The sequence below is a fragment of the Actinokineospora bangkokensis genome, from assembly GCF_001940455.1.
In the GTDB taxonomy this organism is placed as follows: domain Bacteria; phylum Actinomycetota; class Actinomycetes; order Mycobacteriales; family Pseudonocardiaceae; genus Actinokineospora; species Actinokineospora bangkokensis.
In genome coordinates this window covers 70,386-90,492 of record NZ_MKQR01000008.1, presented here as the reverse complement: position 1 = coordinate 90,492, position 20,107 = coordinate 70,386, and the positions used below count along the sequence as shown (strand labels likewise).

At 75.0% G+C, this 20,107-nt stretch carries 18 protein-coding genes and 1 pseudogene; 10 read left to right on the top strand and 9 right to left on the bottom strand.

Annotated features, from left to right (window positions below; genetic code table 11):
- Positions 1 to 3: 3 nt before the first annotated feature.
- A complete protein-coding gene (locus tag BJP25_RS08200; RefSeq protein ID WP_075974217.1) occupies positions 4 to 636 on the bottom strand; it encodes a TetR/AcrR family transcriptional regulator in 633 nt (210 codons plus the stop codon).
- 111 nt (positions 637 to 747) lie between these two features.
- Here BJP25_RS08200 and BJP25_RS08195 point away from each other — a divergent pair, with 111 nt between their 5' ends.
- Both BJP25_RS08195 and BJP25_RS34545 read left to right on the top strand, forming a co-directional pair.
- On the top strand, positions 748 to 1,443 hold the full coding sequence (locus BJP25_RS08195; protein WP_075974216.1) for a DUF4386 family protein: 696 nt from the start codon (positions 748 to 750) through the stop codon (positions 1,441 to 1,443).
- A gap of 189 nt (positions 1,444 to 1,632) precedes the next feature.
- Complete coding sequence (locus tag BJP25_RS34545) at positions 1,633 to 3,111, top strand: DUF6801 domain-containing protein (RefSeq protein WP_075974215.1); 1,479 nt, start codon at positions 1,633 to 1,635, stop codon at positions 3,109 to 3,111.
- An 84-nt stretch (positions 3,112 to 3,195) separates the two neighbouring features.
- On the opposite strand, the gene BJP25_RS08185 is transcribed toward BJP25_RS34545, so the two are convergent.
- Positions 3,196 to 4,086, bottom strand: a complete 891-nt coding sequence (locus BJP25_RS08185) for a LysR family transcriptional regulator (RefSeq protein WP_075974214.1) — start codon at positions 4,084 to 4,086, stop codon at positions 3,196 to 3,198.
- 135 nt (positions 4,087 to 4,221) lie between these two features.
- Here BJP25_RS08185 and BJP25_RS08180 point away from each other — a divergent pair, with 135 nt between their 5' ends.
- Entirely contained in the window at positions 4,222 to 4,917 is a 696-nt protein-coding gene (locus BJP25_RS08180) for an SDR family oxidoreductase (RefSeq protein WP_075974213.1), read from the top strand.
- A 55-nt stretch (positions 4,918 to 4,972) separates the two neighbouring features.
- A complete protein-coding gene (locus BJP25_RS08175; RefSeq protein ID WP_075974212.1) occupies positions 4,973 to 5,947 on the top strand; it encodes a zinc-binding metallopeptidase family protein in 975 nt (324 codons plus the stop codon).
- Here BJP25_RS08175 and BJP25_RS08170 read toward each other — a convergent pair.
- The 7 genes from BJP25_RS08170 to BJP25_RS34035 all read right to left on the bottom strand — a co-directional run bounded on the left by BJP25_RS08170 (position 5,921) and on the right by BJP25_RS34035 (position 13,353).
- Positions 5,921 to 7,066: an SWIM zinc finger family protein gene (locus tag BJP25_RS08170; protein WP_075974211.1), complete on the bottom strand. Its 1,146-nt coding sequence runs from the start codon at positions 7,064 to 7,066 to the stop codon at positions 5,921 to 5,923. The genes BJP25_RS08175 and BJP25_RS08170 overlap by 27 nt on opposite strands.
- Positions 7,063 to 9,831, bottom strand: a complete 2,769-nt coding sequence (locus BJP25_RS08165) for a DEAD/DEAH box helicase (RefSeq protein ID WP_075974210.1) — start codon at positions 9,829 to 9,831, stop codon at positions 7,063 to 7,065. Before BJP25_RS08165 ends, BJP25_RS08170 begins: the two co-directional genes overlap by 4 nt.
- 65 nt (positions 9,832 to 9,896) lie before the next feature.
- Positions 9,897 to 11,348 (bottom strand): flavin-containing monooxygenase, encoded by a 1,452-nt coding sequence (locus BJP25_RS08160; protein ID WP_075974209.1) that lies wholly within the window; start codon positions 11,346 to 11,348, stop codon positions 9,897 to 9,899.
- Between the two features lie 65 nt (positions 11,349 to 11,413).
- Positions 11,414 to 11,860 (bottom strand): DUF5313 family protein, encoded by a 447-nt coding sequence (locus BJP25_RS08155; protein ID WP_075974208.1) that lies wholly within the window; start codon positions 11,858 to 11,860, stop codon positions 11,414 to 11,416.
- Positions 11,857 to 12,312, bottom strand: a complete 456-nt coding sequence (locus BJP25_RS08150; protein ID WP_198943392.1) for a MarR family winged helix-turn-helix transcriptional regulator — start codon at positions 12,310 to 12,312, stop codon at positions 11,857 to 11,859. Before BJP25_RS08150 ends, BJP25_RS08155 begins: the two co-directional genes overlap by 4 nt.
- An 87-nt stretch (positions 12,313 to 12,399) precedes the next feature.
- Positions 12,400 to 13,116 (bottom strand): hypothetical protein, encoded by a 717-nt coding sequence (locus BJP25_RS08145; RefSeq protein ID WP_233157970.1) that lies wholly within the window; start codon positions 13,114 to 13,116, stop codon positions 12,400 to 12,402.
- Positions 13,117 to 13,188: 72 nt separating this feature from the next.
- Positions 13,189 to 13,353, bottom strand: a complete 165-nt coding sequence (locus BJP25_RS34035) for a hypothetical protein (protein ID WP_158075617.1) — start codon at positions 13,351 to 13,353, stop codon at positions 13,189 to 13,191.
- A 218-nt stretch (positions 13,354 to 13,571) separates the two neighbouring features.
- On the opposite strand from BJP25_RS34035, the gene BJP25_RS08140 reads away from it, so the two are divergent.
- The 6 genes and pseudogenes from BJP25_RS08140 (at position 13,572) to BJP25_RS08115 (ending at position 20,107) form a co-directional block, all read left to right on the top strand.
- On the top strand, positions 13,572 to 14,735 hold the full coding sequence (locus BJP25_RS08140; protein ID WP_075974207.1) for a mechanosensitive ion channel family protein: 1,164 nt from the start codon (positions 13,572 to 13,574) through the stop codon (positions 14,733 to 14,735).
- A 106-nt stretch (positions 14,736 to 14,841) separates the two neighbouring features.
- A complete protein-coding gene (locus BJP25_RS08135) occupies positions 14,842 to 15,633 on the top strand; it encodes an alpha/beta fold hydrolase (protein ID WP_075974206.1) in 792 nt (263 codons plus the stop codon).
- Positions 15,630 to 16,220 carry a dihydrofolate reductase family protein gene (locus tag BJP25_RS08130; protein ID WP_075974205.1) on the top strand — a complete coding sequence of 197 codons (591 nt, stop codon included), beginning with the start codon at positions 15,630 to 15,632 and terminating at the stop codon, positions 16,218 to 16,220. The genes BJP25_RS08135 and BJP25_RS08130 overlap by 4 nt, the downstream gene beginning before the upstream one ends.
- A 106-nt stretch (positions 16,221 to 16,326) precedes the next feature.
- Positions 16,327 to 17,079 (top strand): annotated as a pseudogene (locus BJP25_RS08125) (dolichyl-phosphate beta-glucosyltransferase); the annotation flags it as partial.
- 96 nt (positions 17,080 to 17,175) lie between these two features.
- On the top strand, positions 17,176 to 19,047 hold the full coding sequence (locus BJP25_RS08120) for a glycosyltransferase family 39 protein (protein ID WP_075974204.1): 1,872 nt from the start codon (positions 17,176 to 17,178) through the stop codon (positions 19,045 to 19,047).
- 202 nt (positions 19,048 to 19,249) lie between these two features.
- A complete protein-coding gene (locus BJP25_RS08115; RefSeq protein WP_075974203.1) occupies positions 19,250 to 20,107 on the top strand; it encodes a sugar phosphate isomerase/epimerase family protein in 858 nt (285 codons plus the stop codon).

The following is a 20,107-nucleotide window of genomic DNA, read 5'->3' as shown; positions in this document are numbered from 1 at the left end:
CGGTCAGCGAACGAGGCCGTCGACCAGCCGGTCGAGGCCCCAGAGGTACTGCTCGACGGTGTTGTAGGTGGCGATGACGGCCGCCGAGGCGGCGGTGCGCGGGAAGTGCTCGGCCGGGATGGCCGCGGCCGCCGCGCGCCGCGCGCCGGGGTCGGCGCCCTGGTCGGCCGCCTCCAGGGCGATGGCGCCGAGCAGGTAGACCATGACCGCGTAGCTGGCCCTGGCCGCGTCCGGGCCGGTCACGCCCGCCTCGGCCAGGGCGTCGAGCAGCAGTTCGCCGAAGCGCAGGGCCTCGGGCCCGTCCAGCGGCGCCGACATGATCATCGCGGCCGCCCCGGGGTGGGCGAGCAGCCCCGCGCGCACGGCGACGGCCATCGCGCGCACCCGGTCGCGCCAGGGCGCGTCGCCGGTGAGCGCCGGGTTCGCGTGCCTGCCCACCAGCCGGTCGACCACCGCCCGCAGCACGGCGGCCTTGTCCGGGAAGTACGTGTAGAGCGCGTTCGGCGCCACCCCCGCCGCCGCCGCGATGCGCCGCATCGACAGCGCCTCGGCCCCGCCGTCGTCGAGCAGGCCCAGCGCGGCGTCGGTGATCACCTCCGCGGACAGCGTGCGGCGCGGCCCGGGTCGTCCCGGCATCCAGCGGCTCCTCGTTCGGTTCCCGGCCCAGGGGGCTTGACGGTGGACAGCGTACAGGATTAACTCTGCACACCGTACAGATTGTACGGCGTTCAGAGATGGAGCGAGACCATGCGCGACCGCGCCCTCGGGGTCCTGATGATCGGCGGGGCGGTGGCGGCCAACGCCGCCTTCGCCGTCCTCGGCCCGCTGTTCGACTACCCGGACGTCCTCGGCAGACCGGCGCCGGAGGTGCTGGACCGGTTCCACGGGCGGCCGGTGCCGATCGCCGCCGCGTTCCTGCTCCTGGCCGCGGGCGCCGGGCTGCTCGCCCCGATCGCGCTGCGCCTGCGCGCCCACGCGCGCCGGGGGCGGGCGGTGGCGGCGGTCGGGGTGGCCGCCGCGGCGGTGCAGGTGGTCGGGCTGCTGCGGTGGCCGCTGGTGGTGCCGTTCCTCGACCGCGACGACGTGGGCACCTTCCGCGCCCTGCACGCCGCGCTCGGCACGGCGCTGGGCGAGACGGCCGGGTACCTGCTGACGGCGGCGTGGACCGCGCTCGTCGTCGCCGGGCTCGGGTCGCGGATGCCGGGCGGACCGCTCACCCGGGCGCTCGCGGTCGCGTCCGCGCCGATGGTCGCCGCGGGCGCGCTGGCGCCGCTGGGGGTCCCCGGCGTCGACGAGGTCAATTTCGCCGGATACGTCCTGTGGAGCCTGTGGCTCATTGCGTGCGGGACGTTTTTCATCATCGGCGCACGAAAATCGAATCAGGAACAAGCCGGTTCCCACACCCCCCGGACACCCGCCGCGACAGCGCATCCGAGCATGTAAACCGCCCTGTCCGGTGGGCTGGCAACCAACCGTGGGAACTTTCGGGAAACACCCACCACCACTTGCCCCACCCCGGTCGGACGTGGTTTTGTTTCGCCTGCGGAACTCTCGGAACAGCGAATCCGGCCGGGCGGGTCGGAATAGCGCATCCGGCGTATCACCGCCGATACCCAGGAAGGTCGTTCCCCCATGAAGGTCAACAAGAAGGTGTTGGCGGGCGCCTCCGCCGCCACCGCGGGCGCGCTGGTCGCGACCGGTCTGCTGCTCGGCGGCGGGACCAGCTCGGCGACCCCGGTGTCGCTCACGCTGAACTACAGCTGCCCGTTCCCGCTGATCGGCAACCAGACGATCAAGACGGTCATCAACACCGACCTGCCCACCACCATCGCCGTGGGCCAGCCGACCGGCACCTTCGACATCAAGGCGATCACGACGGTGCCCGACACCGCCACCCAGGGCCTGGTCCTGGTCGGCGCCGCCACCGTCGAGGGCAGCGCGAAGGCCGCCGCGACCGTGGCCGCCCCCGGCATCACCCTGCCGGTGCAGGTGCCGATCTCCGTGCCGAAGTCGCCGGTCCCGGCCTCGGGCGCGTTCGACCTCACCGCCACCGGCTCCACCCCGTCGCTGACCTTCAGCAACCCGGGCACGGCCACCATCACCATCGGTGCGCTGAACCTGACCCTGTCGCCGAAGCGCGCCGACGGCACCGAGACCGGCCTGGGCACCTTCGACTCGGCCTGCACCCTGCTGCCGAACCAGAACACCACCCTGGCGACGTTCACCATCACGACGCCGGAGACGACGACCACCACCACCACGACCACCACCACCGAGCCCACCACCACGACGACGGAACCGACGACCACCACGACGGAACCGACGACGACCACCACCGAGCCCACGACCACCACCACCGAGCCCACCACGACGACGACGGAACCGACGACCACCACGACGGAACCGACGACGACGACCACGGAGCCGACGACCACCACGACGGAGCCGACCACCACCACCACGGAGCCGACGACCACCACCACGGTCCCGACCACCACCACCACGGAGCCGACGACCACCACCACGGTCCCGACCACCACCACGACCGAGCCCACGACCACCACCACGGTCCCGACGACCACGACCACGACGCCCAACCCGGGCACCAAGGTCGACTTCAAGGTCTCCGGCTCGTCGAAGCTGGTCCAGCTCAACGGCACCGTCCCGCTGCAGGGCTCGTTCGCGGCGACCGCCGACCTGGCGAAGGGCACCTACACCGGTGACCTCTCGCTGAAGTCCACCAGCGGCAAGTTCCGCATCTTCGGCTTCATCCCGGTGGGCGCCACGGTCGCCTTCGACCCGGTGGGCCAGTCCTCGGGCACGGTGTCGCAGACCGCGGTGACCTTCAACAGCAAGCTCAACGTCAAGCTGACCAAGGTCTCGATCTTCGGCTTCCCGGTCTACCAGGGCGACAGCTGCAAGACCAAGACCCCCTCGGACATCCAGCTCAAGTCCAGCGGCAAGTTCGACGTGACCAAGGGCGGCAAGCTCAAGGGCAAGTACGCCCTGTCCGAGACCGTCAAGTGCGGCCCGCTGAGCCCCATCATCGGCGCCTTCGTCGAGAGCTCGGGCAACACCATCGACATCGACCTGACCCCGGCCAAGAAGTAACGCCGCTCAGCGACGGTCGACCGCTCGGCAGAGCGCAGCACCACCGGCAGGCCCCTCCCGCACCGGGAGGGGCCTGCCTGCCGTTCACGGCCTGCGCGCCGCGGCGGGCACCGGGACGCCCCTGCTCACCAGGTCGGCGGTGAACCGCCTGGCCAGTGCGTCGCTGGGCGCCGGGTCGAGCACCACGACCTGCCGGGTGAGCCGGGGGCGCAGCGGCCGCACGGCGACGCGCGCGGCGGGCGGCAGCGCCGTGGTCGGGACGAGCGCGACGCCCAGGCCCGCGTGCGCGAGGTGCACCGCCGTGGTGGCCGAGCGGGTGCGGGTGACGGCGGTGAGAGTGGTGCCGTGCGCGGCCGCCGCCTCGTCCAGCCACGCCGCCAGCCCGTTGTCGGGGTGGAAGTGCACGACGTCGAGCCCGTCGAGGTCCGCCCAGGCCAGCGCCGGGCCGGGGTCGAGGTCGGGTGGCAGCACCGCGACGACCTCCTCCTCCCCCACCACCGTGACGCGGCCGTCGAAGCGCTCCGGCCGCGGCGCCAGCCCCAGGTCGGCCTCCTGGGCGGTGAGCAGGTCGGCCACCGCCCGCGCGCCCCGGCACTCCACCACCGACAGCGCCACGCCCGGCCGCGCGAGCCGCCACGCGCGCAGGACCGGCGCCAGCAGCGGGGCGACCATCGTCTCCGCGCACGCCACCCGCAGCCCGCCGCCCGCGCCCTCGGCCACCGCGCGGCCCAGGGCCACCGAGCGCCGCGCCGCGGCCAGGGCGACCCGGGCTTGCTCGACGACGGCCACGCCCGCCGCGGTGGCCCGCACCCCGCGCGGCAGCCGCTCCACCAGCGGCGCGCCCACCTCCCGCTCCAGCGCCGCCAACTGGTGCGACAAGGCGGGCTGCGACAGGTGCAGCGCCGCCGCGGCGGCGGTCACCGACCCCCGGTCCACCGCTTCGACCAGGCATTCCAGCGCGCGCAACGTCGGCATTCGCAGAACTTATCGCAATCCGAGAAAGCATGGATCTCATGGAGGGATGATCCCGGGCTCCCCCGGCGCTGCACGGGAAGAGCGGCAACCGCCGCGCACAGTGAACTCCGAACAGCGGACAGAGGAACAACGGACATGGGCACCCTGGTGGACAAGCACATCCTGATCGTGGGCGGCAGCTCCGGCATCGCGGCGCGGGTCGCCGAGGACGCCGCGGCGGCGGGTGCGCACGTGGTCGTGGCGGGCCGCGACCCGTCGCGCATCAGCGCGGGCGGGGTCACCACGGCCCGGGTGGACCTGACCGACGAGGCGTCGATCGCGGCGCTGGCCGCCACCCTGGAGCGGGTCGACCACCTGGTCGTCGCGGGCGCCGCGCACGCCAACGGGCCGGTCGCGGGCCTCGACCGCGACGCCGTGCACCGCGCGTTCGACGTCAAGGTCATCGGGCCGGTGCTGCTGGTCAAGCACCTGGGCGCGAAGCTGGCCGCGGGCGGGTCGGTGGTGCTGTTCTCCGGTGTCGCCGCGAGCCGCCCGGCACCGGGGCTGTCGATGATGGCGGTGACGAACGCGGCCGTGTCGACCCTGGTCGCCGCGCTGGCGCTGGAACTGGCGCCGGTGCGGGTGAACGCGGTGTCCCCGGGCATCGTCGACTCCGGCGCCTGGGACGCACGGCCGGACAAGGACGACTTCCTGGCGGGCGTGGCGGGGTCGCTGCCCGCGGGCAGGGTGGGCACCACCGCCGACGTGTCGGCCGCGGTGCTCGCGCTGCTCACCAACGGGTTCATCACCGGGACGACCGTGCACGTCGACGGCGGCGGCTCGCTCGTCTGAGCCCGGTTCGGCGCCGCTCGGAGTGGCGGGGCCCCGGTGTGGGTACAGGGGACTCGTGCGATCGTTCTCCTGCCCCGAGTGCGGCAACGTCCTGTTCTTCGAGAACTCCTCCTGCGTGGTGTGCGGGACCGAGGTGGGGTACCTGCGGTCGGCCCGCGCCATGGTCCGCGCCGCGGCCCGGTGCGCCAACGCCGAGCTCGCCGGGTGCAACTGGGTGCCCGCCGCCGACGGCGAGCTGTGCGGGTGCTGCGCGCTGACCAGGACCAGGCCCGCCGACAGCGACCCGGCGGGCCTGGCCACCTTCGCCACCGCCGAGGCGGCCAAGCGGCGGCTGCTGCACCAGCTCGACGACCTCGGGCTCGACAGCGGCGGGGTCACCTTCGACCTGCTGTCGAGCTCGGAGTCGCCGGTGACCACCGGCCACGCGACCGGGGTGATCACCCTGGACGTGGCCGAGGGCGACGACGCCCACCGCGAGCAGCTGCGCGCCCAGCTCGACGAGCCGTACCGGACCGTGCTCGGCCACTTCCGGCACGAGATCGGGCACTACTTCTGGGAGCAGCTGGTGCGCGACGACCCGGACGCCTTCCGCGAGCTGTTCGGCGACGAGCGCGCCGACTACCAGGAGGCGCTCAAGGAGCACTACGCGGGCCCGCCGCCGGAGGGCTGGCAGGAGGACTACGTCAGCACCTACGCCACCGCGCACCCGTGGGAGGACTGGGCGGAGACCTTCGCCCACCTGCTGCACATCCGCGACACCGTGCAGACGGCCGCGGCGTTCGGCGTGCTGGTGGCGGGCACGCCGATCGCCCCGCACCCCGACACCCCGGTCGACGCGCTGCCCCGCGACCACCTGCCGTTCACCGAGCTGATCGACACCTGGGTGCCGCTGTCGCGGGCGGCCAACCAGCTCAACCGCAGCATGGGCAAGGACGACCTGTACCCGTTCGTGCTCTCCCCCGCGGTGCTCACCAAGCTGTCCTTCGTCGACGGCCTGGTGCGCTCAGGGCAGGACCGAGAGCAGGGCTGACGCCGGGTCGCGGTGCGGCGGGCCTGCGGGCCACCACGTGCCCGCCCGGTCGCGGTAGGGGTGCCAGCGGCCGTCGCGGTCCAGGCGCAGCTGGTGCGGGCCCGCCGTCCACCGGTTGTGCCGCACCAGGGCTTCGGGCGCTTCGCCCTCGTCCCAGGTGGCGGCCAGGGCTTCGCGCGCGTGGGCCAGCACGGCCGGGTCCGGGGTCCACGGCTCGGCCAGCACGGCCAGCCCGGCGGGCCCGCCCGCCCGCCACGCGGCCACGGCCCGGTCGAGCCCGGGGCGGTCGGGGACGCGCGCCCGCGGGTGGGTGGCGGCGAAGCGCACCGCGTCGGCCCACTCGTCGAGCACCGGGGTGTCGGGGTCGGCCAGCAGCTCGCGGGCGCGCAGGGCGGCGTCGAGGGCCAGCATCTCCAGCACCTGCGGCTCCACCCCGGGGGCGGGCGGGATCGAGGGCACCTCGGGTGGGCCGTCGGGCAGCGGCGGCGGGTCGGGCAGGGGCACCGGGGCCGCGGCGAACGCCGCCGCGGCCGGGTCGCCCGCGGCCTCCCGCGCGGGGGCGCGCAGGGGCTCCAGCAGCTCGTCCCGGTCGCGGCCGCGCAGGAGCAGCAGCACGAACGGGTCGGCGTCGAGCAGCCAGGCGGTCTGGTAGGCCAGCGCGGCGGCGTGCCTGCACGGCAGCTCGAAGCCGGGGCACGGGCAGTCCGGGTCGAGGTCGCCGACCTCGGGCAGCAGCCGCACGCCCGCGTCCGCCGCGGCGGCCACCAGCGCGGGGGGCACGTCGCCGTCGAGCAGCGCGGCCAGGTGCCCGACCTCGGCGCCGACCTGCCGGAGGAACCGGTCCCACTCCGCGCCCGACAGCGGTTCCAGCAGCACGGCGGTGTGGTAGGAGGTGTCGTCCTCGTAGTCGCGCACCACCGCGGACAGCCGCCCGCGCGAGGCGGTGATGGCGCCGACGTAGCCCGCGCGGGCGTAGCGGCGGCCCTGCCGCAGCTGCGCCTCGTCGAGCGCGGTGTCCTCCAGCGCCTTCACCCACGCCCGGCCCCACCAGGAGCGGGCGAAGGACCCGGCGCCGCGGGCGGGCGGGAACGCCGGGAAGCCGCGGGCGGCCGGGGTCACCGACCGCCCCGCAGCTCGACCAGGTCGGCCAGCTCCGCGTCGGTCAGCTCGGTCAGCGCGGCCTCCCCGCCGCTGAGCACGGCGTCGGCGAGGTCGCGCTTGCCCCGCAGCAGCTGCGCGATCCGGTCCTCCACCGTGCCCTCGGCCACCAGCCGGTGCACCTGCACCGGGCGGGTCTGCCCGATCCGGTAGGCCCGGTCGGTCGCCTGGTCCTCCACAGCCGGGTTCCACCACCGGTCGTAGTGCACGACGTGGTCGGCGCGGGTGAGGTTGAGCCCGGTGCCCGCGGCTTTCAGCGAGAGCAGGAAGACCGGGAACTCCCCCGCGTCGAAGGCGCGCACCAGCTCCTCGCGCCGCGGCACGGGCGTGCCGCCGTGCAGGAAGCCGGTGCGCACGCCCCGGTCGGCCAGGTGCCGCTCCAGCAGCCTGCCCATCCGCACGTACTGGGTGAACACCAGCACGGCGCCGTCCTCGGCCAGGATGGTGCCCAGCAGCTCGTCGAGCAGCTCCAGCTTCCCCGAGCGGCCCGCCAGCGCGCCCTGCGGCTCGCGCAGGTACTGCGCCGGGTGGTTGCACACCTGCTTGAGCGCGGTGAGCAGCCGCATCACCAGGCCGCGGCGGGCCATGCCGTCGGCGACGCGGATGCGGTCCATCGCCTCGCCCACCGCGGCCCGGTAGAGCGCCGCCTGCTCGTGGGTCAGCGCCACCGGCCGGTCGGTCTCGGTCTTGGGCGGCAACTCGGGGGCGATGCCCGGGTCGGACTTGCGGCGGCGCAGCAGGAACGGGCGGACCAGGGCGGCCAGCCGCGCGGCGGCGGCCTCGTCGCGGTCGGCCTCGATCGGCTTGGCCCAGCGGGCGCGGAAGCCCGCGGCCGTCCCCAGCAGGCCGGGGGTGGTCCAGTCCAGCACCGCCCACAGCTCGGACAGGGTGTTCTCCACCGGGGTGCCGGTGAGCGCGACGCGCGCGCCGGAGCGGATCGCGCGCAGCGCCTTGGCGGTGCCCGACGCCGGGTTCTTCACGTGCTGGGCCTCGTCCGCGACCACCAGCCCCCACGCGTGCCCGGCCAGCCGGTCGGCGTCCTGGCGCAGGGTGCCGTAGGTGGTGAGCACGAAGCCGTCGTCCGCGCCGTCGAGGGTGCGGCCGGGGCCGTGGAAGCGGCGCACGGGGGTGCCGGGGGCGAAGCAGGTGACCTCGCGCTTCCAGTTGCCCAGCAGCGACGCCGGGCACACCACCAGCGTCGGCCCCGGGTGGGTGGGCGCGCGGTGCAGGTGCAGGGCGATGAGCGTGACGGTCTTGCCCAGGCCCATGTCGTCGGCCAGGCACGCGCCCAACCCCAGCCCGGTCATCCTGGCCAGCCAGCGCAGCCCGCGCAGCTGGTAGTCGCGCAGGGTCGCCGCCAGCGCCCGCGGCGCCTCGACGACCTCGGTGCCGGAGTCCGGGTCCTGGATGCGGGCGCGCAGCCCGGCCAACCAGTCGTCGGCCTCCACCTCGACCCGCTCGCCGCCGACCTCGGCGGTGCCGGTCAGCGCCGCGCCCAGCGCCTCGATCGCGCTCAGCGGCTCGCGCCCGCGCGCCCGGCGGGCCAGGTCCGGGTCGACCAGCACCCACTCGTCGCGCAGCCGCACCACCGGCCGCCGCGCCTCGGCCAGCCGGTCCAGCTCGGCCGGGGTGAGCGGGTCGCCGCCGAGGGCCAGCCGCCAGTCCACGGCGAACAGCCCGCCGCCCGCGAACACCGACCCCGCCGCGGTGGTCGGCCCGGCCCGGCCGACGACGGCCCGCGCGCCCAGCGACCGCACCAGCTCGCGCGGCCAGTGCACCGGCACGCCCGCGGCGGCCAGCCGGGGCGCGGCGGCGAACAGCTCGGTGACCTCCCCGTCGTCGAGCACCAGCCGGTCGGGCGCGGACCGGGCGAGCAGCCGCTCCAGCGCGGGCCAGGCGCGCGCCGCCCGGCGCAGCGCCCGGACCAGCTCCAGGCGGGCGTCGGCGCCCAGCCGGTGCCCCGCGCCCGCCCACAGCTGCTCGGCGTCGACGACCACCGCCGGGTCCGCGAGCGAGTGGGCCTGCACGACGGCGTGGAAGGCCGCGCCCGCGTAGTCGCCGCCGGGCACCTCCACCCGCAGCGACGCGCGCACCCCCGAGTCCAGGCCCGCGGACAGCTCGTCGGACCACGGCCGCAGCTGGGGCACCCGGTTCGGCGCGCGGGAGGCGAACAGCGGGCCACCGGCGGCCAGCGGGGCGGCGGCGGAGCGCGGGGCACCGTCGGCGACGGCGTCGACGAACGCGCGCACCAGCCCGAGCGGGTCGGCCAGCGTTCCGGGGGCACCCGGGACGGGCTCGGCGCGGGCGGTGGCGGGCATCGCCGCGGCCAGCTCGCGCAGCCGGGCGGCGTCCGCGGCGTCGAGCGGCCCGGCCCGCCAGGTGTCGAACCCGCCCGGGGAGACCCCCGGCACGACGCGGCCGCGGGCGACCAGCTGGAGGGCGACGACGACCACCGCGCCCCAGAACGCGGCGGCGGGGTCGCTGCCCGGGGTGCGGCGGGCCCGGCTGAGCACCGGGACGGCCTCGGCCACCGGCAGGGTCAGCACCGGCACCGCGCGCTCGACGACGACGCCGTCGACCGGGGTCAGGATGGTCAGCTCACCGGTGGGGTCCGCGGGCAGGTCGCCGTGGAAGGCGACGGTCCCCTCCCGGTGCGGGTCGGCGGGCCGGAAGACCGGTGTGCACCGGGCCAGACCAGCGGCGGTGCCGGGTGCGATCGTGCCCATGCTCTCCCTGGGACAACCCCGGGTGCCCGGGGCGCGGTGCAGAGGAGGACCACCCTACCCGCGGGTCATCGGCTGAACTCCACCTCGTCGTCCACCGGGCCGTAGCGCAGCGTGCGCACGTCGGCGGGGTAGTTCTGGCGCAGCCGCCACGGGGCGCGGGCGGCCTGGGCGGGCAGCCGGGACTCGGCGCGCTTGACGTACCCGGCCTGCAGGTCGAGGAACGGCACGCGCTCGACCGAGGCGTCGGGCTCCTTGGGCGTGACCACCCGCAGGCCCTCGGCGTCCATGTGCGCGAGGAGCCTGCACACGTACTGGGCGGTGAGGTCGACCTTGAGCGTCCAGGAGGCGTTGGTGTAGCCGATCGCCAGCGCCGCGTTGGGCACGCCGCCGAGCATCATGCCCTTGTAGGCGACGTGGTCGGCCGGGTCGACCTTCTCCCCGTCCACCGACAGCGCCATCCCGCCGAGCATGAGCACGTCCAGGCCGGTGGCGGTGACCACGACGTCGGCGTCGAGGGTCGCGCCGGACTCCAGCTCGATGCCGGTCTCGGTGAAGGTGGCGATCCGGTCGGTGGCGATGGAGGCGGTGCCCTTGCGCAGCGCGCGGAACAGGTCGCCGTCGGGGACGAAGCACACGCGCTGGTCCCACGGGTCGTACTTGGGCTTGAAGTGCTTGTCGACCTCGTAGCCCGCGGGCAGCCTGCGCACGGCGTCCTTGCGCAGCAGGTCCTTCACCAGCTCGGGGCGACGCCTGCTGAGCTGGTAGAACAGGGTCGCGGTGAGCACGTTCTTCCAGCGGATCACCGGGTAGGCCACGCGCGCGGGCAGCCACTTGCGCAGCGCGTCGGCGATGGGGTCGCGGGCGCCCAGGGTGAGCACGTAGCTCGGGGAGCGCTGGAGCATGGTGACGTGCTCGGCGGTGCCCGCCATGGACGGCACCAGCGTCACGGCGGTGGCGCCGCTGCCGATCACCACGACCTTCTTGCCGGTGTAGTCCAGGTCCTCCGGCCACAGCTGCGGGTGCACCACGGTGCCGCCGAAGCGCTCGATGCCGGGGAACTCGGGGGTGTAGCCGTGCTCGTAGCGGTAGTAGCCGGTGCAGGCGAGCAGGAACGAGCAGGTGAAGACGGCGACCTCGCCGGTGTCGGAGCGCTCGGCGGTGACCGTCCAGCGGGCGTCGGGGGTCGACCACTCCGCGCTGACGACGCGGTGGTGGAAGCGGATCCGCTCGGTGATGCCCTCCTCGCGCGCGGTCTCGGCGATGTAGTCGCGGATGGCGGCGCCGTCGGAGATCGACTTGGGCCGCGTCCAGGGCTTGTGGGCGTAGCCGAGGGTGAACATGTCCGAGTCCGAGCGCACGCCGGGGTAGCGGAACAGGTCCCAGGTGCCGCCGAGGGCGCCGCGGGCCTCCAGGATGGTGAACGTCTTGCCCGGCAGCCGCCTGCGCAGGTGGCTCGCGACCCCGACACCGGACAACCCGGCGCCGACGATCAGGACGTCAACGTGCTCGGCGGCCATGGCCGGTCCCCTTCCGCGCGGATCACTGGGGCCAACCTACCACCGTTAACTTACCGGGAGTAGGGTCAGGCCCCGCCCGCGTCCCGCCACCGCGCGGCGTAGCGGGCCTCGCGCTCGGGGTCGCGGGCCTCCTTGCGCTCCTCGCGCAGCCTGGCCGCGGTGCCGGGGGCGAAGCCGTAGCGGGCGACCAACCCCTCCACGCTCTCGATCGAGTAGGACAGCGCGTAGTACATGCCGACGATCAGGCCGAGGGCGCCGCAGGCCAGGGCGAGGCCGATCGGGGCGTCGAGCGCCAGCAGCAGCACCAGGGTGATCAGGACCGTGGCGGGCAGGACGGCGCGCAGCAGCACGCGCAGGGCGAACCGCGCGAGCCAGGTGCGGTCGGTGGCGGTGCGCAGCACGTAGTCGGCGTGGCGCCGCGGCATCCGGCCGCCCACCGCGTACCAGAGGCGCGCGCCCAGACCGGGCTGGGCGGGCTGATCAGACTGGGTGGGTTGGGCGGGCTGGGTCATGACGGCTCCTGTCTCGCGGCGGCGATGACGCGGGTGAGGGCGGCGTGCAGGGATTCGAGGTCCGCGACGGGCATGCCGAGGGTGGCCACGACCTGCGGGGGGATCTCCAGCGCGCGCTCGCGCAGCGCCCGCCCCGCGTCGGTGAGGGTGACCGCCAGCGCCCGCTCGTCGTCGCGGTCGCGGTCGCGGCGCAGGTACCCGGCCGCCTCCAGCCGCTTGAGCAGCGGGGTGAGGGTGCCGGGGTCGAGGGCGAGCATCCCGGACAGCTCCTTGCCGGTGAGCGGGGAGCGCCCCCACAGCGCCAGCATGACCAGGTACTGCGGGTGGGTCAGCCCCATCGGTTCCAGCAGCGGCCGGTAGATCGCGACCACGCTGCGCGCCGCGATGGACAGCGCGAAGCAGACCTGCCGCTCCAGCGCCAGGGGGTCCTCGCCCAGGTCCGGTTCGCCCACGACCACTCCTTTGGTATGCCAATGATTAGCGTACCAAGTATCGGGGCGGACCCGGGCTCCGTGTGACGGACGTCCAAGGGGGACGGGTCAGTGCTCGGTGAGCTCCGTGCGCGAGCGGACCTCGTCGTCGCGGAAGATGTGGAAGGCGTGCTCGTCCTCGGTGAGGACCTTGAGGAAGCCGGGGCTGACGTCGAAGACGTAGTAGTCCCGGGTGCCCTCGGTGGTGGTCTCGATCCGCTCCAGCGGCACCCACGGCGTCGACACGGCCGCGGCGCAGGCGAGGGCGGCGGTGGCCGCGAGCAGGCGGGAGCGCTGGAGGACGAACTCCACGGCCTTGCCCACGCGCGGGTGCGAGCGACCGCGCTGGACCAGCGGGATGAGCACGGCCAGCACGGCGATGCCGATGAGCAGGCCCCAGCTGTGGAAGGTCCGCACGTGCGCGACGATCAGCGACACGAGCACCACCGACAGCAGCGCCGAGCCCACCCACTGCGCCCGCTCCTCAGGGTGAGCCCGTCCGGTGAGCTTGGCGAACACCGTGAACGGCAGGATCGCCACCAGCAGCACGCTGCTGACGACCTCGTTGGCCATGAACGTGCCGAGGAAGATCGCCGGGGCGTCCTCGAAGTCGAGGGTGTGCAGCAGCGCGAACGCCGTGTGCCAGTCGTAGTGGGCCACCGCCAGGAGGCGGAGCAGGACGAACAGCGCGGCGACGCCGGTCAGCGTGCCCGCCCAGCCGCGGACGGACCGCTGACCGACCTCGTCGCCCTGCTCGCCCTGCCCCACCCCTGCGTGCCCGTGCACCGCGCCCCTCCCCGCCCTGGCGCCCGCGGGTCGGCGGGCGCTCGCGGGTCAGCAAAGCAGACGGGCGCGGGGTCAGCTCGCCCGGACCTCGTAGGCGCAGCCGGGCTGGCCCGCGCTGTGCAGCAGCCTGCGCCCGTACGAGAACTCCGGGCACAGGCAGGCGCCGAAGACCTCGTCGTCGGCGGTCTCGAACTCGGCGGCGCGCTGGGTGGGGATGGTGGGGATGGAGTCATCCATCGGGGGACCTCCTACCGGGGTGCTGGTCCGCCAGCATGGCGTCTTGTCCGGTTAGGTGCCCCGTGCGCGGGGTGGTCAACCACCCCGGTCGGCGGAATTGCGGCACGCCCGCGCGGCCGCGCCGGGTGTGAAGGTCCCCACGAACGCGCCCGGGGGGCGCACACCCGGCCGTACCGGTGGTACGTCCCTCTGAACCGATCAACGAGAGGAGCGTCCCGGTGTCGGATGCTTGGCTGAGGGTGCTGTCTGCCGCAGGGGTGGCAGTCGTCGTCTTCGCTGTCTTCCTGGTCGCGGAACGCTTGTTGCGCAAGGGCTTCCGCCGGATCGGCGGGCGTTCGCCGCTGCTGGCGGAGCTGGCCGAGCACGCCTCGCGGCCGCTGCGGGTGTTCGCGGCGCTGGTGATCCTGCGCGCCACCGTGTTCGTGGCGCTGCCCCGGGGGGCGTGGACCGACCCCGCGGAGCACGCGATGACCCTGGCGCTGATCGCGAGCGGGGCGTGGTTGCTCACGGGTGTCCTGCTGTCGGTGGAGCAGACGGTGCTCTCGCGGCTGCGGGTGGACGAGCGCGACAACCGGCACGCGCGCCGCGTGCAGACCCAGATCACCCTGGTGCGCCGGGTGACGGTCGCGGGCGTCGCCGTGCTCGCCCTGGGCGCGATGCTGATGACCTTCCCGGGCGCGCGGGCCGCAGGGGCGAGCCTGCTCGCGTCGGCGGGCGTCATCGGCGCGATCGCCGCGCTGGCCGCGCAGTCGCTGCTGGGCAACGTCTTCGCCGGGTTGCAGATCGCGTTCAGCGACGCCATCCGGCTCGACGACGTGGTGATCGTCGAGGGCGAGTGGGGCCGCATCGAGGACATCACGCTGACCTACCTGGTGGTGCACATCTGGGACGACCGCAGGCTGGTCATCCCGACCTCGCACTTCATGTCCAACCCGTTCGAGAACTGGACCCGCCGGGAGGCCGCGCTGCTGGGCACGGTGGAGGTCGACGTGGACTGGGCGATGCCGGTGGAGGAGATGCGCGCGGAGCTGCGGGCCATCCTCGACAGCACCGACCTGTGGGACGGCCGCACCTGCGTGCTCCAGGTGACCGACGCGGTGAACACCCTGGTGCGGGTGCGCGCGCTGGTCAGCGCCGCCGACGCGCCCACCCTGTTCGACCTGCGCTGCCTGGTGCGCGAGCGGCTGGTGGCCTGGGCGCGCTCGCAGCACCCGTACGCGCTGCCCCGGCTGCGCTCGGAGCGGGTGAGCAGCGGCCACCGCCCCCGGCAGGAGGGCGCCGTGGCCACCGAGCACACCGAGCCCGACCAGGACGCGCGCCTGTTCGGCGACAGCCCGGACGGCCGCGTCCGAGAGCACGCCTTCACCGGCCGGGAGCGCTGACCCGGCCGTTACCCACCCGTTGTCGACTTCCGCGGCCCGGCGGTGTCGGATCCCCGGTGGGGGCTCCGACCTGCTGGCGACGGAGGAACGGAACGGGAGGACCCGGATGCGTGTCGACAAGCTCTCGGTGCCGGGCGCGGTGCTGCACCACGAGGTGCGCGGCAGCGGCCCGCTGGTGCTGCTGATCTGCGGCGGGATCTACGACGCGGCCGGGTTCGCCCCGCTCGCGGACGCGCTGGCGCGGCGGTACGCGGTGGTGACCTACGACCGGCGGGGCAACTCGCGCAGCCCGCTCGACGGGCCGCCCGCCGTGCAGGACGTGGCCGAGCACGCCGCGGACGCGCACCGGCTGATCAGCCACTTCGGCGGGCCGGCGTTCGTGTTCGGCAACAGCAGCGGGGCGCAGATCGGGCTGGCGCTGGCCGCCCGGCACCCCGAGGCCGTGCGGGTGCTGGCCGCGCACGAGCCGCCGCTGTTCTCGCTGCTGCCGGACGCGGCGAAGTGGCGGTCGGTGATCGACGACGTGGGCGAGGCGTACCGGGCGGGCGGTGCCGGGGCGGCGATGGGCGTGCTCGGCGCGGCCCTCGGCGGTGGCGAGGAGGACCCCGGGCCGCAGGACCCGGAGATGCTCGCCCGCATCCCCGCCAACCTCGACACCTTCGCCGGGTACGAGGTGCCCGGCTTCGGCCGCGCCCCGGTCGACCTGGACCTGGGCGTCCCGGTCGTGCCCCTGGTGGGCGCGGCCTCGGCCGGGGAGCCCGCGCACGAGGCCACCCTCGCGCTCGCCCGCCACCTGGGCGTCGAGCCCAGGACCGTGCCCGGCGGCCACGGCGGCTTCGGGCCGCACGCCGCCGCCTTCGCCACCGCGCTCACCCAGGCCTTCGAGGAGTCCCGATGACCGTCACCGCCCGCCTCGCGATCTCCCTCGACGGCTTCGCCGCGGGCTTGGAGCAGGGCATCGACAACCCGATGGGCATCGGGGGCCTGCGCAACCACACCTGGGCCTTCGGCGACGTGCACCCGGTGGACGCCGCCGTCCTCGCGGAGGCGAAGGCGGGCATCGGCGCCTACGTCATGGGGCGCAACATGTTCGACGGCCACCGCGGCCCGTGGGACCTGTCGTGGCGCGGCTGGTGGGGCGAGGAGCCGCCCTACCACTGCCCGGTCTTCGTGCTCACCCACCACGCCCGCGACCCGCTGCCGATGGCGGGCGGGACCACCTTCCACTTCGTCACCGAGGGGCCGGAGGTGGCGCTGGAGCTGGCCAAGGAGGCCGCGGGCGACCAGCGGGTCGACATCGCGGGCGGGCCGTCGACCGTGCGCCACTACCTCGCCGCCGGGGAGATCGACGAACTGCTGGTGCACCAGGCCCCCGTCGTCCTGGGCGCGGGCGAACCGCTGTTCGCCGGGGTGGACGTGGAACTGGTGCCGCTGCGGGTCGCCCAGTCGCCCAAGGTCACCCACATCACCTACAGGGCCAGGTAGCACCACGGCGCGCGGCCCCGGGGGCCCGTCCCGGGGCCGCGCGCTCACAGACGCCGCACAGCCGCGCCACACCCCGCGTCCAGGCGTGAGCCCCAGAGTTCACGCCATGACAGCGACAACCGCGGCCCGGACCGGGGCCGACCCCATCGACACCCAGGCCCGCACCGTGGTGCTGGACGTCGTCATCCCCGTCCACAACGAGGAGCGCGACCTGGAGCGCAGCGTGCGCGCGCTGCACCGCCACCTCGCGCGCACCCTCCCCTACGACTTCCGCGTCACCATCGCGGACAACGCCTCCACCGACGCCACCCCGCTGGTCGCCCGTCGGCTGGCCGCCGAGTTCGCGGAGGTCGAGGTCGCGACGCTGCGGGAGAAGGGCCGGGGCCGCGCGCTCAAGGCGGTCTGGACCGCCTCCGACGCGCCCGTGCTCGCCTACATGGACGTCGACCTGTCCACCGACCTGGCCGCGCTGGACGCGCTCATCGCCCCGCTGCTGTCCGGGCACTCGGAGCTGTCCACCGGCTCCCGCCTCGCCCGCGGCGCGCGGGTGGTGCGCGGCGCCAAGCGCGAGTTCCTCTCCCGCTCGTACAACCGGCTCCTGCGGGTGGCGCTGCACGCGGAGTTCTCCGACGCGCAGTGCGGGTTCAAGGCCATCCGCGCCGACGCCGCCGCCCGCCTGCTGCCGGTGGTGGAGGACACCGCCTGGTTCTTCGACACCGAACTGCTGATCCTCGCCCAGCGCTCTGGCATGCGCGTCTACGAGGTGCCCGTCGACTGGACCGAGGACCCCGACTCCAGCGTCGACGTCCTCGCCACCGCGCTGGCCGACCTGCGCGGGGTGGCCAGGATGCGCCGCTCGCACCGCCACGGCGTGCCGCGGGTCGCCGACCCGACCGCCCTGCCCGCCGTCCACGCGGCCTGACCCCACCCCTTCCCGAGAGGAACGAGCACCGACATGACCACCCTGCTGTCCCGGCTGGAGCCGGGGGCCCGCCACCGCGCGGCCGACCACGCTCCCCCGGTGCCGCGCCGGCGGCGCGTGCTGCGCGGACCGGCCTCGGACCCCTCCTGGGCCCGCCCCGCGCTGCTGGTCCTGCTGGCGATGACCGCCGTGCTCTACACCTGGAACCTCACCGCGTCCGGTTACGGCAACGAGTTCTACGCCGCCGCGGTGCAGGCGGGCACGCAGAGCTGGAAGGCGTGGCTGTTCGGCTCGCTCGACTCCGGCAACGCCATCACCGTCGACAAGCCGCCCGCCGCGCTGTGGGTGGCCACGGCGTTCGCCAGGGTTCTCGGCTTCTCCAGCTTCTCGGTGCTGCTCCCCCAGGCGCTGATGGGCGTGGCCGCCGTCGGCCTGCTGCACGCCACCGTCAAGCGGGTCAGCGGCCCGGCGGCGGGGCTGGTGGCGGGCGCCGCCCTGGCGCTCACCCCGGTGGCGGTGCTGATGTTCCGCTTCAACAACCCGGACGCGCTGCTGGTCCTGCTGATGGTCGCCGCGGCCTACTGCGTCACCCGCGCCACGGAGAAGGCAAGCGGCACGTGGCTGGCGCTCGCCGGGGTGGCGATCGGGTTCGCCTTCCTCACCAAGATGATGCAGGGCTTCCTCGTGCTGCCCGCCTTCGCGCTGGTCTACCTGGTCGCCGCCCCCACCTCGGTCGGCAAGCGCTTGGCACACCTGGCCGGGGCGCTGGCCGCCGTGATCGCCGCCGCGGGCTGGTACATCGCCCTGGTGGAGCTGTGGCCCGCGAGCAGCCGCCCGTACATCGGCGGGTCCACGACGAACAGCCTGCTGGAACTGGCGCTGGGCTACAACGGCCTCGGCCGCATCCTCGGCGGTGAGGGCAACGGGGGCGGTGGGGGCGGCACCGGCTTCGGCGGCAGCACCGGCCTGTTCCGGATGTTCGGCTCCGCCTTCGGCAGCGAGGTCTCCTGGCTGCTCCCGGCCGCCCTGGTCGGCCTCGTGGCGGGCCTGTGGCTGACCCGCCGCGCGCCCCGCACCGACCGCACCCGCGCCGCGCTGCTGCTGTGGGGTGGCTGGCTGCTGGTCACCGCGCTGGTCTTCAGCTTCATGAGCGGCACCACCCACCCCTACTACGCCGTCGCCCTGGCGCCGGCCATCGCCGCCCTCGTCGGCATCGCGGGCCGCGAGCTCTGGCGCGGCCGCGGGTCGGCCACCGCCCGCCACTGGCTGGCGGGCATGGTCGCGGTGACCGCGGTGTGGAGCTACGTGCTCCTGGCCCGCGACGCCGACTACCTGCCGTGGCTCAAGTTCGTGGTCGTCGCGGTGGGCCTGGTGGTCACCACGGTCCTGGTGGTCGGCTTCGCCACCACCCGCCGCGCGGCGGTGGTCCTGGTCGCCGCCTCGGTGCTGACCGCGGGGCTGGGCACGGCCGCCTACGCGGTCACCACGTCCTCGGTCGCCCACGGCGGCTCCATCCCCACCTCCGGCCCGTCCTCGGCGGGCGGCACGGGCCCGGGAGCGGGCGGGTCCACCCAGGGCGACCCGCTCAGCGCGCTGCTGGCCACGACCACGACGAGGTGGGCGGCGGCGGTGTCGGGGTCGCAGACCGCCGCGGGCCTGGAGATCGCCGGCGGCAGGGCCGTGATCGCGATCGGCGGGTGGAGCGGCACCGACGACGCCCCCACGCTCGCGCAGTTCCAGGCGGCCGTGGCGAACGGCGAGATCACCTACTACGTCGCGGGCGGCGGCAGGGGCGGGGGTGGCCTGGGCGGGGGCTCCACCGGCACCGAGATCGCCACCTGGGTGCAGGAGAACTTCACCGCCTCGACCGTCGGCAACTACACCGTGTACGACCTGACCGCCTGACAGCCTGACCACCTGATAGGGCGGACGGCGGGGCGCCCGGCACCGAGCCGGGCGCCCCGCTCCTCGTCCTGCCCGGTGGGCGTTCAGGCCCGGCGCCGGGCCAACCCACCGGTCACACACCATCGTGTGGATGAGCGCGCGCCCGGGTCCGCCGCGGTGGTAGCTGTTGTCCCGCCAGGACAGTGGGAGGCTCGGGGTGACGATGGACATCCGCGGTGGGGACATCCGCGTGTGCGGGATCGGAGACGAGGCAGCGGATTCCGCGGCCCAGCAGGTCGCCGCGCACAAGCAGCTCGGCCTGGACGGCATCGAGCTGCGGTCGGTGGGCGGCAGGCGGGTGCACGAGCTGTCCGACCCCGAGGTCGACCGGCTCGTCGACCTCCTCGACGGCCTGCGCGTGCCGGTGGTCGACACCCCGCTCGGGGACTGGTCCACCAGCATCGGCACCGACGCGGCCGCCGACGCGCACGTCCTGGGCCGGTCCGCGCGGGTCGCGCGCAGGCTGGGCTGCCGGTACCTGCGGATCATGTCCTACCCCAACGACGGGCGCTCGGAGCACGACTGGCGGGCGGCCGTCGTCACCCGCGTGCGGTTGCTGGCGGGCATCGCCGAGGGCCTGGGGGTGACCCTGCTGCACGAGAACTGCGCGGGCTGGGCGGGCCGGAGCGCGCGGCGCGCGCTCGACCTGCTCGCCGAGGTGGACAGCCCGGCGCTGCGGCTGCTGTTCGACACCGGCAACGGCGTGGCGCACGGGTACCCGGGCCTGCCGTTCCTGCGCGAGGTGCTGCCCCACGTCGAGCACGTGCACGTCAAGGACGGGCGGCGGCAGGCGGGCGCGGCCGTGTTCTGCGCGCCGGGGTCCGGCACCGCGCAGGTGGCCGAGTGCGTGGGGCTGCTGCTCGACTCCGGCTACCGGGGGTGGTTCAGCCTGGAGCCGCACGTCGGGGTGGCCCCGCACCTCGGCGTGGCCGACGACCCGGTGCGCCGGGCGCGGGCCTACGCGGACTGCGTGCACTCCTTCCGGTCGCTGGTGGCCGGTGTCCCCGCGGCGGCGGGGTGA

Bases quoted from the DNA above. Each gene is read 5' to 3' on its own strand.
- BJP25_RS08120 (WP_075974204.1), top strand. From the start codon at position 17,176: ATGACCACCCTGCTGTCCCGGCTGGAGCCGGGGGCCCGCCACCGCGCG.
- BJP25_RS08165 (WP_075974210.1), bottom strand. From the start codon at position 9,831: ATGGGCACGATCGCACCCGGCACCGCCGCTGGTCTGGCCCGGTGCACA.
- BJP25_RS08195 (WP_075974216.1), top strand. From the start codon at position 748: ATGCGCGACCGCGCCCTCGGGGTCCTGATGATCGGCGGGGCGGTGGCG.
- BJP25_RS08200 (WP_075974217.1), bottom strand. From the start codon at position 636: ATGCCGGGACGACCCGGGCCGCGCCGCACGCTGTCCGCGGAGGTGATC.
- BJP25_RS08180 (WP_075974213.1), top strand. From the start codon at position 4,222: ATGGGCACCCTGGTGGACAAGCACATCCTGATCGTGGGCGGCAGCTCC.
- BJP25_RS08115 (WP_075974203.1), top strand. From the start codon at position 19,250: ATGGACATCCGCGGTGGGGACATCCGCGTGTGCGGGATCGGAGACGAG.
- BJP25_RS34035 (WP_158075617.1), bottom strand. From the start codon at position 13,353: ATGGATGACTCCATCCCCACCATCCCCACCCAGCGCGCCGCCGAGTTC.
- BJP25_RS34545 (WP_075974215.1), top strand. From the start codon at position 1,633: ATGAAGGTCAACAAGAAGGTGTTGGCGGGCGCCTCCGCCGCCACCGCG.
- BJP25_RS08185 (WP_075974214.1), bottom strand. From the start codon at position 4,086: ATGCCGACGTTGCGCGCGCTGGAATGCCTGGTCGAAGCGGTGGACCGG.
- BJP25_RS08135 (WP_075974206.1), top strand. From the start codon at position 14,842: ATGCGTGTCGACAAGCTCTCGGTGCCGGGCGCGGTGCTGCACCACGAG.
- BJP25_RS08155 (WP_075974208.1), bottom strand. From the start codon at position 11,860: ATGACCCAGCCCGCCCAACCCACCCAGTCTGATCAGCCCGCCCAGCCC.
- BJP25_RS08160 (WP_075974209.1), bottom strand. From the start codon at position 11,348: ATGGCCGCCGAGCACGTTGACGTCCTGATCGTCGGCGCCGGGTTGTCC.
- BJP25_RS08130 (WP_075974205.1), top strand. From the start codon at position 15,630: ATGACCGTCACCGCCCGCCTCGCGATCTCCCTCGACGGCTTCGCCGCG.